Genomic DNA, 13,497 nt, shown 5'->3' with positions numbered 1-13,497 from the left:
CCGTTCACGGACTGCTGTTGATCTGGCCATCGAAGACGCCATGTATCGATCGCTGCAGGCAATCGATATCCAGTACGAACGCATGCCTGTCCCCGTACGTTATCGGGCAACGGGCGCCATCGAAGCATGGGCCACCGCACGCCGGGCCGCCGGCGGCGATGGTGTCCTCCTGTCGGCAAGACTCGCGGATTACAGTACAGCCCCACGAAGCTCGCGCATGAACTGGAGAACTTCATCGCGCGGTATTGCAAATTCGACGGCGCGATGGGTACCGGCGCCCTGATCGTGGGCGTGGCACGTAACAGCATCTACAGCCAGGCCTTCTGGCTGCGCAACGGCGCGCTCTACGAGCCCACAGCAGCATTACATCAGCTGCTCGACGCGTCCGATGTCGCCGCCGATGTGCCCCTCGGCCAGTTGCGTCTGCCGACACCAGCGCTGTGCATCGTACCGGAACCCTCCATGCAGCAACGCAGCGATGGTTTCGAATCCATGCTCGTCTTCGAACATGGCAATACGAAGCACGGCCTTCCGTCGGAGCGCTGGTTGACCTGTGTGGTATGGCACAAGGACCCCATCTCGTCGCATTCGGCGCTGATCGAGTACGTACGCATCGACGCCAGCGATAGCACCACGTCGATCAGGCAGGCGGTGATGCAGCTGCCTGGCCTTTCCCCGAATCAGCAAAAGCTCTGGCAGCAGTGGCTCGACTATGTGATCAAGATGTTGCTGTATCTCTCGCTCGACTCTGTACGGATCACGCACGAACGCCCCTATACCACGGCGCCCCGCACGTTCGCGGGACTGGGCAAACGCAAACGTTCGCAACGGCTTGCAGCAATCGAACAGCTATATGACCGCTACGTGATCGGCCCTCCCGCGCTCACTGGCGACCTTGCCTGTCGCGGTACAGGCAGCGGCGATCACGAGGTCCGGGCGCACTGGCGACGCGGACACTTTCGCATGCAACCGTATGGCCCGGCCGCCACGCAACGCAAGCTGATCTTTGTCATGCCTACCCTCGTGCGCGCTGACCGGCTTGCATCAGGTAATGATGGTTGACGCGAACATCGTCGGTTCGTTTCTCATGAACATTCCAGGCTCGATCGCTGATATGGCCGGGAAGACTCGCGATAGTCAGCACAACATTGAGTACGGTTGAAAGTGCCAGGCAAAGCAAACAGGACCGCTGTAAATTCCCCCCTTGTCGCCGCGACCGTCCGTCAACGGGTACAGGCGGCCCTTGAAGCGCTCCCAGGGCCAGGAGGAACATCTTCGCCCGACTACCGTCAGCATGTGTACTGCGGCATCCAGCAGGTGGCTCGTGCGTGGGGCGGACTCTGCACGTCGGAACGATACGAAGGACACAAGGTAGCACTCAAGTTTTGCTGTGAACAGGGGCACGTCTTTCCGATGCTGATGCGTATGCTGCGGCTCGGTTCGTGGTGCCCAGCCTGTGCCTATGACCGCGATCTGATTTACAGCCTCGCAGACGCGCGCGCGATCGCCGGGAAGCGAGGGGGCTGTTGTCTGTCCGAATCGTATGTCAACACGCGCACGAAAATGAAATGGCGTTGTGCGCAGGGTCACGAGTGGCTATCTACACTGGACGGTGTTTTGCGTGGCGACTGGTGCAGAAGGTGCCACTTCGAAAGCATCAAGCCGAAGAAGGAAGAGATCCAGCAGGCGGCACAAAAGCGTGGAGGACGGTGCCTGTCAGACTACGTGGACAAATACACACCGCTTTGGTGGGAGTGCGCGCAAGGACATACATGGTCCGCCCCCTGGTTCAGGATCGCCAAAGGCCAATGGTGCCATCGCTGCGCCGTCAAGGTCCGAACGAGAACGATTGAACAGATGCGAGACCTCGCCTGTTCACGCGGTGGGCTTTGCGTTTCCGAGTCTTATACAGGCGCGCATGGGAAGCTCGAATGGGAATGCGAGAAAGGGCATCGCTGGAAGGCGGAGGCCAACAGTGTATGGCGAGGCAGCTGGTGTCCCGAATGTGCGTGGGAACGCCGACGCGTAGCAAAGAGGCGAAAGAGGAATTCAGGGGATGTACCTATCATGGTGTAGCAAGACCTGATGACTGGCCAAGGGCCACCGCGCAGGTTCCGTGGGACTCGCAGACCATGTCGATCGACATGATCACGCGGGTGTGTGGCGCACGGACGGCCAGCCGTTGATGCCGTCAGCCATCGACGTCATAACGCCGGCGCAGATGCGGCTTCTTCGTGATGCGGAGCCTTGCACAGTTCGGGCACCATGAGCGGCGGTTCACAACGTTGGTGGGTAAAGCGTCCCACACATGACCGAGGTCGCATTGCCAGGTCAGCTTCACCTTGCCACCCAGGTATTCAGAACTCAGACACTGTCCCCCACGTTCGCGTGCGACGGCCTGCATTCTTTCGAGCGTGTCTCTTTTATTCAGGTTCGCGCAGCGTGAACACCAGGTGCCGCCCACGATCACCAGATTGGCCATCGCCCGCCACTCGTGGCCCTTCTGGCAGCGGAAGCGGTATTTCCGGTGCGATCCTATATAAATCTCGTCCAGACACACCCCAAGATGTGACGCAGCAATCGCCTTCAGACGATCAAGTCCATCCGGATCAAGTTTCGAGTCCCCATAACGCCGCATTGAACATTGACGGCACCAGGTACCCTGGACAACGTGTTTGCTACGGGCGAGCCAGCGATGTCCCTGTGCACATTCCCATTCATGGAGACCCTTGTCACCCAGGTAGGTCACAGACAGACATCGTCCACCACGTCCGGCAGCGATCCTGCGCAAGTGGTCAAGTCCGGCCGAGCGCTTCTGCGCACGCAGGTTGTCTGTACAATCCGGACAGCCACGGCCTTGCAGGATGCTTTTCGCTGCCGTCGTCCAGACGTGACCCGCTGGGCATCTGAGACGACACTCTGCGTTCAGGCCAGGAAACACCGTCTCCTCGCACACGAAGCGTCGTTGCCGAAGCTCGGCGTTGAACCGCTGCCAGGCAGCCTCGCGTTCGCATTCCGCGCAGGTTACTGTACCGCGCAGGATAACAGGCGCAGTGCGGGTGAATCGATGCGCTCGCGGACACTCCAGAAGATACGCACTCCGCTGCCCCTCCCACTGCTTCGTCAGCAGCTTCATCCGGCAGGCGGTCGCATGCTGCCTGAGGCGATCATAAGCGGCGTCGCCAGTGAGATAGAGGCGTCGTGTTCCTTCACGTTGGCGGCCCGGCATATTCAGACCTGCGCCGTCATTCCAGACTGAAGCCTTCGTCGCCCTCAACCAGCACGCCGCCGTGGCTCGTCGTGTCACCCACGCGCGCAACATGCCTGCCACCGAACGCAGCCGACGGTGCACCACTTTCGATGATCGCCCCGCAGCTGATCGTGTCGCCAACACCCGCAGCCGGCCTGCCGTTAATGATCAGGCTGGTCGAGGCGCTGGTAACAACCCCCTCTCCATGTTCAGGACACTGATGACGATGACCGAGCAGGACGATATGACGCATAAGGATCTCCGTGTCTAAGGTATGCGGCAGCGGCTACCGCATGATTTTCTGAATTGTGGCGCATGCTTTACATTCGTATGGATCCGCTCGAAGGGCATGTAGCGTGATGCGGTGACGGGGCAGTCCTCGATTCGATGTCCATCTCCTCTGGCCACTTGACCTTCGGTGCCAGCAGGCGTGCAAGATTGATCGTCGGCTCGTTGTTCCAGTCGCGCGGCTTCCACTTTGATGGCGGCAGTGCCTGCGGACCCTGCTGCATGTACGTGCAGATATACGCCCATGCCTTCTCGTCGTTGGCCTTGGCTCGCAACTGGAAACGGTCGATCACTTCATTCGTGCCGGGCCTGACAACTGACACCACGACGCCAGACTTGGAGCAATAGACGCCGCTGCCCGCCATGCCGCCCTGGGACCATGCCTCGGCACGAACATCGTCCCAGTCATAGGCCGCTGCTCTGACTGGCCAGCGCACGAAAGGATTCCACCAGATCGCCTTGAACTCATACGCGTAGACCTTGCGACGAACACGATTGAAACGCAACGGCAGATCGCGGGGGGGACATATGTCCATGCGAATCCACATCAGTCCACCCCACACACTCAATAACAACAAGAAAACGGCGACTAGTAAAAAACCAATAGGCAAATTCTCTGCGTCACTAAAGATTCCAAACAGGGCCCACCCGCATGCGGCCAATACTGCCGGAGTAAGCCATGTCAGCAATCCCCGCATATCCAGATAGGAACGCGGCAATTCGAGATAGACGTCGTCGACGCGATTTGGCGCACTCATAAACAGTCCCGGTGCTACGTCCGGCCGGTCGTTCGGTCCGGGCAGGTCGCGTCGCCACCCCCGTGCGTGAGGATTGAGCAGCGGTTGATTACTTGCCATTACAGCTTCTCCTGAACCGTCAGTTCCGCAAAACCATACTCGTCTAGCCGATCGGGGTAGTACTTCACATGTACCGACGCCATCTCGACGTCGTGACCGCCTTCATGACGGGGTCGTTCTCGACTCAACGTCCATCTCCTCCGGCCACTTCACCTTCGGCGCCAGAAGGCGTGCGAGATTCATCGTAGGCTCGTTGTTCCAGTCGCGCGGCTTCCACTTTGATGGCGGCAGTGCCTGCGGACCCTGCTGCATATACGTGCAGATGTAGGCCCATGCTTTTTCGTCATTGGCCTTGGCTCGCAACTGGAAACGGTCTATCACTTCGTTCGTGCCGGGCCTCACCACCGACAGCACGACGCCAGACTTGGAGAAATAGACACCGCTGCCCGCCATGCCTCCCTGGGACCATGCCTCGGCACGGACATCGTCCCAGTCATAGGAAACCGCTCGCACCGGCCAGCGCGAAAAAGGGTTCCACCAGATTGGTTTGAACTCGTAGGCGTAGATTTTGCGACGAGCGCGATTGAAGCGAAGCGGCAAATCTCGCGGAGGCGAGATATCCATTCGCAGACCAACGAGTCCCGCCCAGAGGTCAACAAAAGTGGCGAAAAGAAGCAGCAGTAAATCGATACTAAGACCATCCAACGTAATCGAAGCCAGCCAAATTAGTCCAACCGGAGCAAGCAGTGGCAACGGAGATAGCCATAACAACAAACCACGCATATCCAAATAGGAGCGCGGCAGTTCGAGCCAGACTTCGTCAACGTGATTCGGCGCGCACATGAACAGTCCTGGCATCGCGTCCGACCGGTCGTTCGGGCCAGACAGGTCGCGTCGCCATCCACGCGCGGGGGGATTGAGCAGTGGGCGCATGTTCGTCATCACAGCGTCTCCTGAACCGTCAGTTCCGCAAAACCGTACTCGTCTAGCCGATCGGGGTAGTACTTTACATGTACCGACGCCATCTCGACGTCGTGACCGCCTTCATGACGGGGCCGTTCTCGACTCAACGTCCATCTCCTCTGGCCACTTGACCTTTGGCGCCAGCAGGCGTGCCAGATTCATCGTCGGCTCGTTGTTCCAGTCACGCGGCTTCCATTTTGACGGTGGTAAGGCCTGCGGTCCCTGCTGCATGTACGTGCAGATGTACGCCCATGCCTTCTCGTCATTAGCTTTGGCTCGTAGTTGAAAACGGTCCACTACTTCGTTCGTGCCTGGTTTGACCACCGACAGCACCACGCCAGACTTCGAGAAATAGACACCGCTGCCCGCCATGCCTCCCTGAGACCATGCCTCGGCACGAACATCGTCCCAGTCATAGGCGGCAGCCCTGACTGGCCAGCGCGCAAAGGGGTTCCACAAGATCGGTTTAAACTCGTACGCATACATTCTTCGACGAAGCCGATTGAAGCGGAGAGGGAGATCTCGGGGAGCGGAAGCATCAAGTCTAAAAAATAAGAATGCAGAGAAAATACCCAGCAATTCAAAACCCGACATATATGCGAGGAACTCTAGTACTCCACTAAATGCATCGAATATAAGCAACGATGCTAAAAAAGGAAGGACGACGGAGAGGGGAGCGAACCATATTACCAAGCCACGTAAATCCAGATATGACCGTGGCAACTCGAGATAGACGTCGTCCACATGGTTCGGTGTGGACATGAACAGTCCCGGCGTCGCATCTGTCGTGTCATTTGGTCCGGGCAGGTCACTTTGCCACCCGCGCGCGGGGGGATTGAGCAGGGGTTGTTTGCTCGCGATCACAATTTCTCCTGAACCGTCAGTTCCGCAAAACCATACTCGTCTAGCCGGTCGGGGTAGTACTTCACATGTACCGACGCCATCTCGACGTCGTGACCGCCTTCATGACGTGGCCGTTCTCGACTCAACGTCCATCTCCTCCGGCCACTTCACCTTCGGCGCCAGAAGGCGTGCGAGATTCATCGTAGGCTCGTTGTTCCAGTCACGCGGCTTCCATTTTGATGGTGGTAAGGCCTGTGGCCCCTGCTGCATGTACGTACAGATGTACGCCCATGCTTTCTCGTCATTGGCTTTGGCTCGTAGTTGAAAACGGTCCACTACTTCGTTGGTGCCTGGTTTGACCACCGACAGCACCACGCCAGACTTCGAGAAATAGACGCCGCTACCCGCCATGCCGCCCTGAGACCACGCTTCGGCACGAACGTCGTCCCAGTTATATGCAACTGCTCGCACCGGCCAGCGCGTGAACGGGTTCCACCAGATCGCCTTGAACTCGTACGCGTAGACCTTCCGACGGACACGATTGAAACGAAGCGGGAGATCGCGCGGAGGAGAAATATCAGCACGAAGTGCTCCGGAACAAATCCAGATACCAAGTGCTGCGATTACGGTGAATAACAGTACGTCTTCAACTGTTACGCTATTAGACTTGTCGTACAGAAGACATACCAATGCGAGAGGATACGTGGCCGTAATCAAGACAAGCCATACGAGGAGCCCACGCATGTCCAGATAGGACCGCGGCAGCTCCAAATAAATATCATCAACGTGATTCGGCGCGCACATGAACAGCCCCGGCGTTGCGTCCGGCCGGTCGTTCGGTTCGGGCAGGTCACGTCGCCACCCGCGCGCGGGGGGATTGAGCAGCGGTTGTTTGCTCACGATCACAGTTTCTCCTGTACCGTCAGTTCCGCAAAACCGTACTCATCCAGCCGGTCGGGGTAGTACTTCACATGTACCGACGCCATCTCGACGTCGTGACCGCCTTCATCCCCGCTGTTAAGGACAATCGCGCCGCTGATGACCTGAGGTGCATCCTTCGTGAATACCGCTGGCGCAAGTGTCGCGGCATCATAGTCAACCTTTCCCTTCGGTGCAGGTTGTGCGGTACCGAGTGACGACGTGTTCTCCTGTCGGGCCACCAGCACCTGGGTTCGCCCGCCATGCCGGGTCACACTTAGCGCAAATGCGTAGGCTGAAATAGCCGGTTTGTAGTCTGGCAGCACGATGCGGTAGGCCAGCGTGTGTCCCAGATCGAAGGCCATGCCGTCGCCCAGCGCCGCCGTACCCGTCATGGGGCGCAGCGAAGCCTCGAAGCCCACATCCACGCTCATCCCCAGCAGTACAGCGTTGAGAGCGGCAATCGCCTCGTCAGCATCTTCGGCTTTGGTCCAGGCAACCGAGGCGCCCTTGTGATCGCCGAAAAAGCAGCGACGCGCCCACATTTCCATGGGCGTTGACTCGGCATCCTTGGCCCATTGCACAACCGCATAGGCAGCGAGACCCAGCACCACCGCGAGGCCTAACGGGCCAAGCAGTATCGCCTCAGGAGCAGCGGCTCCAAACACGCCAGCCACTCCAGCAAGTGTTGAAAGCACGCCTGCTCCAATATAGCGGTGCTCAGCCGCAGCATCTCCCTGCTTCGATGCCCTCGCCGCCATAAACCCATCCTGCGCGGCATCGACAAAACTGGACGCCGCCGCCACGACCCCGGCCTTTTCACCCACAAACTTCGCAACACCCGCCGCGCTCTCCAGCACACCTGCCGCCGCGGTCTTGCCCGCCTGCTCCGCCGCGACCTTCGCACCGTCAGCGAATGCTCTAGCCGACTTGCCCGTCAGTTCCGCAGCCGATGCGAACACCCCCACCGAAGCCGACCACACCCCGATCAGTGTCTCCGTATACGCCGCGCCCACTGTTGTCTTCAGCGTGTTCATGTTCGTTTGCAGGCTGTCCCACTGGCCGTACAGCGACACGAATGCCAGCAGCACCTCCTTTCCCCCGGCCGCCATGCGCAGGTTGTTCGCCGTTGCCCTGGCGAAGGTATACGCCGTGCGCGAACCCACCTCGACGCTCTTCAATACCCTGATGGCGCCCGGCTCCAGCGTCTCCACGCCCACGACCATCCGGCCGAACGCGTCGTGGATACCCTGTGACGCGGTGCCCTGTGCCTCCAGCAGCCGCTTTTTCACCGACTCCGCGCTCTCCAGTGCCCACAGCCTGATGGAAATTGTTTTGTTTCTTACCGCGGCGTTGGGCAGCGAAACCATGCCCCCAAGAATCAGCGCCCGCACCTTCCTGCCGGCCTGACCCATCGCGTCATGCAACTGCCCGCTGAGCAATTGCATGTACTCCGACACCGTCAACTGGACGGTCACCAGGGTAACGTGCTGGCGCTGGTACAGCCACGCCACTCCCATATTCAGATGCCTTTGCGCGTGCTTCACACCATCGCCGATGTGAGCATGCAGACTGCCCGCCGCGCTGTTCACCGCCATCAGCAGCACCCCCACCGACTGCTGCAAAGCTGGCTGCATGTACGCTTCGCCCGCGTCCTTGCTCGTCAGCACTGTCTTGAAGGCTTCGTACAGCTTGCTCGAGTCGTTCAGGGTCAGCTTGCTATTTTCATCGAAGCTCGGCGCAAGCCCTGCAAGGAAGTTCGTGTTCTTCGCCAGCAGCGCCTTGTACGGCGGGCTGTTTTTATCCTTCAGCCATTTGCTCCACAGGATGCGCGTGGGTCCCTTCAGTGGTGGGGGCTGGTCCTTTTTCGGGTCCGACGGTTCGGGCGCTTCGCTCGGACCGCCTGCCAGGCACAACGACATCATGCCCGTGTACGCACGGCCCGAGCCCGACTTCACGTTATCGCCGTCGTAGTCGTGCTCGCACACCTCAGGCCAGCCTGGGGAGTCACACCACTGCGCCCAGCTTTTTCCAAACCGGTCGATGCGCTTCTGGTACGACGCCATCGTCCCGTCGTACCCGTCCTGAAACTTCCTGCGATCGTTTTCATGGTAGTGTTCTTCGAGGCGACCGTGCATGTCCTTCGTCATGCTCGCAGTCTCGCGCGCGGTGGCATCCTTGACGTCTACGGACGGCAAGGGGGCTTTAGCCGCGAGATACGGGTTCTCGTTCCAGCGCTTGCGGCTTTCGACTTCTGCCTTGACCGCCGAAGCCGCTTCCTGGGCGGCCATCCTGGCCTCCTGGTCCTTCAGACCCAGTAGCGCCTGCGAGGTGAAGTACTGATACCGGCGCATCGGCTCGGACGCCCAGACGTTGCGTTCCTGCACGCACAGGTTGCGCAGCGAGTTGTACTCCTGCACCGTGCCGATCGGGTCGGGCAGCAGCACGACGGGCACACCCTGTTTCAGCTGGTACTTCGTGATGCCCGCCTTCACAAACGCCTGCATCGCAGCCAGGCGCCGCGCACGCGAATAGAAACCATGCACGCTCTGGAAATCCTGCGTGCCCGGCGCGTATTCCCACACCTTTTTTGCCAGTTGCTGCGTGTCGGTCAGGCCCATCGCCTCATCCGTCTTCGCGACACCCGCCTTCGAGGGGTCCGTCCTGAACTGTGCAATGTTGTACGTCGAAAAGCGTGTCGCCGGCGACTTGCCCGTGCGGTAGTCATCCAGCACCTTCTTTGGCCAGGGGTCATTGGCAAACGCGATCTGCGCGACTGAATACCGGCTATCGAGGTTGATGAACGATGCCGGTATGTCATGGTCTTCGCTGATACAGGCCTTCGACAGCGGCTGGGCCGGGCCCGGCGGCGGTTGCAACGGATCGAACTGACGCAATGCGCCTTCGGGCGTCACCTGGTACGCCTGCCACACCTTGCGATCGAATAGTACATACACATAACCCTGGCGCAACACGCGCAGGTTGTTGTCCTGGAACTGCGCTTCAATGCCCTTGTTGTACTTTGCACCGATGGCAGGTGTTGGCGCATAGCGCAACGGCAGCACCGGGATGCCCTGGCGCTCACATGCCTTGCATTGCCCTGGCTGGCATTGTGCGGTCTGTTGCGCGGTCTGGTTCAGTTTCTGGGAGTCGGCCACGGAGGATGCTTCCTTATGTCAGGGTCGCGACGATCTGCGCCCACATGGCGTCGCTGAATTTGTCGAACTGCTCTGCGAGAGACGTCTCGCCAGTCGCTGTGCGTGCGATTGCGTTGCGTACCTGCGGATGCGTATCGAGGCGGGGATGAATGAAGAGCCGATGCAAGGCGAAGACAAGCTGATCCGTCAGGTCGCTCAGGCCAAGATGGCTCGCATCGAGCAGTTGTCCGTATGCCTGTGCGGCGGCATCGGGCGGCAGCAGGTGGGCGCCCCGCCATCGCGCTGGTGCGTAGGAAAGGTCATCCATCTGGGCCGTACGCCACGCGGCAAGCAGGCGCACGACCCAGGGCACGCCAGCCTGCACGGACACGCCGTAGTCCGAGATACGCTGCGCGCTGGTCTTCGCGCGCGGCAAGCGCGTCACGACGCCGCTCGCATCGGGATAGAGCCAGTCACTCACCGGCCCTCGCCAGACGTTCGCATCCTCGATAGACGTCGAGGCAAGCAGCTCCGCGCGCACCGGCTCATAGAACGGGACGTAGCGGCTCTCTGCGCCGGCTTCAACGATGCAGCGTTCTGCAATGCCGGAAGCGAGCCGGTCGGGCTGAGTGGCGCTGCTCAGCCACCCGCAGACGTAGCGCCGGTCATATTCCGCCTCCCGCTCCGCATGACGTATCGACGCATCGACGAGATCCGGATCGGGCGACGTGCCCGGCGCGGCCAGCACCACGAGGCGCGGACACAGGTCCGGCTCGTGAGCCAGATCGGCGCGCCGAACAATAGCCAGCGCGTCATCACCGAGTGTTGCCTGAAGACCCGGTATGCCGATCCTCGCGTGTTCGTCATATCCGGCGAGCGGATCAACCAGCAGGTAGAAGTATTCAGCGGGATTGTGGATGTCAGCCAGCCTGTTTTGCGCAGACGTCGCGCTCATCGTGCACGCTCCACGCAACTGACCAGTTCTCCGATCGACGGCGCACCGCTGATGCCCAGTGAATTACCGCTTCCGCTGGACTGCGAAACCGCGCCTTTCAGGCGGATCGCGGCCCCCTCGATCGTGACACCACTTGCGTCAATCGTAATCGTGCCTCCCGGCCCCCTGATCACCATGCGCTCCGCCGCGTCCAGTTCGAACGTGCGCGTCTTGTGCTGGATGCCTTGCCCCGCCTGCAGTCTCTACTGCCCTTGCACCGTCTGCTCGACATTGCCGCCTGTCTCGACAATGTGGTTCGCACCTGTCTTGTCATGCCGGTGGTTGCCGACTTCGTCGATGCGGTCTTTGGCGATCTGACTTGCATAGTTGCGACCGACGGTCAGGAATGCGTTGCGTCCGATGTTGTGGCGACGGTTTTCGTTGATGTCGACCTGCTCATTATTGCCCACGGTCTCCGTGCGGTCGTGGCCGATGGTGGTGCTTTCATCGTTCTCGACGGTCTTCATCCGGTCATGCTCAACCGTGTGCGACTCGTCGTGCTCCACCTCCACGCGCATGTCCTTTTCTGCGTGGATCCACACTTCCTCCGCGCCCTTTTTGTCCTCGAAGCGGATCGCGTTTGCGTTGCCGTAGCCGCCATCCTTCGACGAACGCGTGAGGATGCCGCTCTGCGTCGCGTTGCCGGGCAGGTCCCACGGTGGCATCGTCATCGCGTTGTAGACGCGCCCGATCACGATCGGCCGGTCCGGATCACCGTTCTCGAAGTCGACGATCACTTCGGTGCCCACGCGCGGAATCTGGACGCCGCCGAAGTTGCTGCCCGCCCACGGATACGACACGCGTATCCAGCACGACGAGTTGTGGTCCTTCGACCCGTTCCGGTCCCAGTGGAACGCGAGTTTCACGCGCCCGTACTGGTCGGTCCAGATTTCACTGCCCGGCGCGCCTGTGACGATGGCCGTCTGCGGGCCGGTGGTGCGCGGCTTCGCGAACTTCCGTTCGGGCCGGAATACGATGGTGGCGGGCTGCACGTCGAACGTCGTGGCGATGCGGTAGTGTGCCGCGGCGCCGCTGGACTCACCAACTTCTTCGGCCTCCAGTGCTGAGCGCAGCACCAGGTATTCGCAGTTCGCGCTCGCCTGCGGGTGGCCCGCGAGCGTGAACGTCGTGCCGCATACGACATCGCGCACGTTGCCCTTGCCCGAGGCCCGCTCGCCCTGAGCGTACAGTTCCTCCATGCGCACGCGCGCGAACTGTTCGCCGTCGGCCGGTTCCGTGTAGTCGCCTGGCCACTCGTAGCGTTCGAGCTGGTTGTGCGCGGTGTCCTGCGGCAGTTCGTTCTGCGCCTGAAGCTGCGCGTTCGGCTTCTTGAAGTGGTAGTCGTTCGTGGTCCAGATGCCCGTCTGGATGCGCTCGGTGGTGTCGAAGTGATCGATGTACTCACGGTCGATCTTATGGCCCGGCGGGTAGTACCACAGGGTCTGGTAGGCGGCGCTCCCGACGGGCTTGTGCGCACCGAGATGGTCCACCAGCACCATCCGGTGGAAGGTGTCCGAGTGCTCGATGAACCAATAGATGCCGTGCTCGGCCATCAGGCGCTGGACGAAATGGAGGTCCGTCTCGCCATACTGGACCTGATAGTCAAGCACCGGATACGTGCCGCTCAGACGCAGGTCGTACGAGTACATATACGCTCCGAAGACCGCTTCGAGGATTTCCACCACCGTCTTGCGCTGGAAAATCCGGAAGTCCGAACGCAGGCCCAAGAGCGCTATCCAAGGTTGCAGGAGCACACGGTAGCGATACTGCCGGTTCAGCTGGCCGACGAAGCCCGCTTCCATCACAAGGCCGCTGATTTCACGCGTACCCGCACCGATGTTCGCTGTGCCCGCCAGTCCTTCGCTACCCTCAACGAACGTTCCCATCCCGTCAAGCTGCATGGTGACGGTGAGTTCAGTGCCCGCCAGCGCCTTGAGATCGATTGCGGACGCCTCGGCATCGGGCATGTCCAGCGGGGTGGTCAGGGACAGCTCGTACCTGTAGATCGTGGAGAGTGATTCTTCACCCCTGATCGCGCTCAACATTAAGGCCGGCGTGCCATCGGGCAACAGGGGAAGAGCAGGACCGCTTATTGTGATGGTTCGTTTTTGCGGAAACTTCAGCATGACTAACGACGACCTTGGTAATCCAAATCTTGCCGATTGGAGCACAATCCGTCGCGGCGCGCTATCAGGCGAGTTCGAAATCTGCGCGGGATTTTTCTGTCAACCCTACGACCTTGATGCAGAGCGAAGATGGTCAATGGGGGGCTGGCCGAAACGCATCTGACGACTCAAACAGAAGCGG

General features: G+C 60.3%; 12 protein-coding genes. 2 read left to right on the top strand and 10 right to left on the bottom strand.

The features are described from left to right. Positions 1 to 126 precede the first annotated feature (126 nt). Positions 127 to 1,062: a hypothetical protein gene (locus AABE10_RS09520; protein ID WP_342932990.1), complete on the top strand. Its 936-nt coding sequence runs from the start codon at positions 127 to 129 to the stop codon at positions 1,060 to 1,062. 1,129 nt (positions 1,063 to 2,191) lie between these two features. On the opposite strand, the gene AABE10_RS09515 is transcribed toward AABE10_RS09520, so the two are convergent. From AABE10_RS09515 to AABE10_RS09470, 10 genes are all read right to left on the bottom strand, one after another. After that, positions 2,192 to 2,482 carry a hypothetical protein gene (locus AABE10_RS09515; protein WP_342932989.1) on the bottom strand — a complete coding sequence of 97 codons (291 nt, stop codon included), beginning with the start codon at positions 2,480 to 2,482 and terminating at the stop codon, positions 2,192 to 2,194. Between the two features lie 763 nt (positions 2,483 to 3,245). Continuing rightward, positions 3,246 to 3,503: a PAAR domain-containing protein gene (locus AABE10_RS09510; protein ID WP_342932988.1), complete on the bottom strand. Its 258-nt coding sequence runs from the start codon at positions 3,501 to 3,503 to the stop codon at positions 3,246 to 3,248. 67 nt (positions 3,504 to 3,570) lie between these two features. Continuing rightward, on the bottom strand, positions 3,571 to 4,395 hold the full coding sequence (locus AABE10_RS09505; RefSeq protein WP_342932987.1) for a DUF6708 domain-containing protein: 825 nt from the start codon (positions 4,393 to 4,395) through the stop codon (positions 3,571 to 3,573). After that, entirely contained in the window at positions 4,395 to 4,523 is a 129-nt protein-coding gene (locus AABE10_RS09500) for a hypothetical protein (protein ID WP_342932986.1), read from the bottom strand. The genes AABE10_RS09505 and AABE10_RS09500 overlap by 1 nt, the downstream gene beginning before the upstream one ends. Then, positions 4,498 to 5,277 carry a DUF6708 domain-containing protein gene (locus AABE10_RS09495; RefSeq protein ID WP_342932985.1) on the bottom strand — a complete coding sequence of 260 codons (780 nt, stop codon included), beginning with the start codon at positions 5,275 to 5,277 and terminating at the stop codon, positions 4,498 to 4,500. The genes AABE10_RS09500 and AABE10_RS09495 overlap by 26 nt, the downstream gene beginning before the upstream one ends. 102 nt (positions 5,278 to 5,379) lie before the next feature. After that, positions 5,380 to 6,060 (bottom strand): DUF6708 domain-containing protein, encoded by a 681-nt coding sequence (locus AABE10_RS09490; protein ID WP_342932984.1) that lies wholly within the window; start codon positions 6,058 to 6,060, stop codon positions 5,380 to 5,382. Positions 6,061 to 6,261: 201 nt separating this feature from the next. Then, positions 6,262 to 7,041: a DUF6708 domain-containing protein gene (locus AABE10_RS09485; protein ID WP_342932983.1), complete on the bottom strand. Its 780-nt coding sequence runs from the start codon at positions 7,039 to 7,041 to the stop codon at positions 6,262 to 6,264. 2 nt (positions 7,042 to 7,043) lie between these two features. Continuing rightward, complete coding sequence (locus AABE10_RS09480) at positions 7,044 to 10,217, bottom strand: T6SS effector BTH_I2691 family protein (protein WP_342932982.1); 3,174 nt, start codon at positions 10,215 to 10,217, stop codon at positions 7,044 to 7,046. A gap of 13 nt (positions 10,218 to 10,230) precedes the next feature. Continuing rightward, positions 10,231 to 11,151, bottom strand: coding sequence for a hypothetical protein (locus AABE10_RS09475; RefSeq protein ID WP_342932981.1), 921 nt, complete (start codon positions 11,149 to 11,151; stop codon positions 10,231 to 10,233). A 242-nt stretch (positions 11,152 to 11,393) separates the two neighbouring features. Next, the gene (locus tag AABE10_RS09470; RefSeq protein WP_428983281.1) at positions 11,394 to 13,316 is read right to left on the bottom strand and encodes a type VI secretion system Vgr family protein; all 1,923 of its coding nucleotides are present in this window, start codon (positions 13,314 to 13,316) and stop codon (positions 11,394 to 11,396) included. Here AABE10_RS09470 and AABE10_RS09465 point away from each other — a divergent pair. Further along, on the top strand, positions 13,315 to 13,479 hold the full coding sequence (locus AABE10_RS09465) for a hypothetical protein (protein WP_342932980.1): 165 nt from the start codon (positions 13,315 to 13,317) through the stop codon (positions 13,477 to 13,479). The two genes, AABE10_RS09470 and AABE10_RS09465, sit on opposite strands and share 2 nt — an antisense overlap. Positions 13,480 to 13,497: the final 18 nt, after the last annotated feature.

This window comes from Paraburkholderia diazotrophica, assembly GCF_038900755.1.
GTDB classification, from domain to species: Bacteria; Pseudomonadota; Gammaproteobacteria; order Burkholderiales; family Burkholderiaceae; genus Paraburkholderia; species Paraburkholderia diazotrophica_A.
This window is presented reverse-complemented; position numbering and strand designations above follow the sequence as displayed.